Raw genomic sequence first — 954 nt, 5'->3', positions numbered from 1 at the left:
CTCTCCATGAGTTATTCATTTGTTTGAGATGACGCCGAATTCATGCTACCAGTAAAAAATGATATGTGTCGTCAAGAACAAGACGCTAAACATCTGAACACGAACCTGTACGGTATGGTGATAGTACCGTAGCTCCCGAACCTATACCGGTCTGTCGTGAGAGTGGTGATGACACACCGCAACCTTGCACGTCAGCGATACCAGAAATGGACTTCTCCTTTGGTAGCAAGAACACCACTGATGTTAGTCAGCTTGCCCCTTTAGGGGTGGGAGTGTCAAATAATTCAAACATCCTATAGAACCAAGTTTATTTTACTACTTGAACAGATACTGGTTTCCAGCCCTGATTCTCTACCCAATCAATATCAACCTTATATTTTTTATTACTTTGCTTATCTCGTACATTACCGTAGGCTTTATTTTCACCATTATTTCCAATAAAATCAAAAATCAATTGACCCTCTGGAACATCCACAGCATAAGAAATTGCTTTTTTCATCTCATTCCAATCTACTGTTCCTTCTTTAAATTGCATTGCAGGTTTTGCTCCTTGCTCTGTACCAATTGCCTTCCAAGAAGAATTAGTTTGAGAACCCTTTTCTTGAGATGCCGTTTTTTCTCCCTCTTTATTTTCATTTTCGCTCGTTTTTACCGATTTTTCTGCTTTTTGTTTCTCTTCTAACAGTGCTGCTTCTCTCTCCTCACGTTCCTTCTCTTCTAACTGCGCTGCTTCTTTCTCTTCACGTTTCTTCTCTTCTAACTGCGCTGCTTCTTTCTCTTTATGTTTCTTCTCTTCTATCTTTGTTGCTTTCTTTTCTTGAGCAATTGCTTTCTTTGATGTATCAGAAGGGGAAAACAACTGGTATGTCACTATACCAACTGTCACTAATACCAAAGTAAATGCAATATTAAAAATCACCTTTTTACGACGATTTTGTTGTTTTTCTTGAAACC

2 protein-coding genes are annotated in these 954 nt (G+C 38.7%); both read right to left on the bottom strand.

The genetic code is table 11. From position 1 onward, the window contains the following. Nucleotides 1-85: 85 nt before the first annotated feature. Nucleotides 86-235 carry a hypothetical protein gene (locus AC1DJR_RS31525; protein ID WP_477004419.1) on the bottom strand — a complete coding sequence of 50 codons (150 nt, stop codon included), beginning with the start codon at nucleotides 233-235 and terminating at the stop codon, nucleotides 86-88. Between the two features lie 72 nt (nucleotides 236-307). Beyond that, on the bottom strand, nucleotides 308-954 hold a 647-nt coding region (locus AC1DJR_RS31520; RefSeq protein WP_477004418.1), incomplete at its 5' end, for a YrrS family protein.

This window comes from Bacillus sp. 05T31 (genome assembly GCF_056396725.1).
The sequence above is the reverse complement of the archived record's forward strand: the minus strand, read 5'-3'. Positions and strand labels throughout refer to the sequence as shown.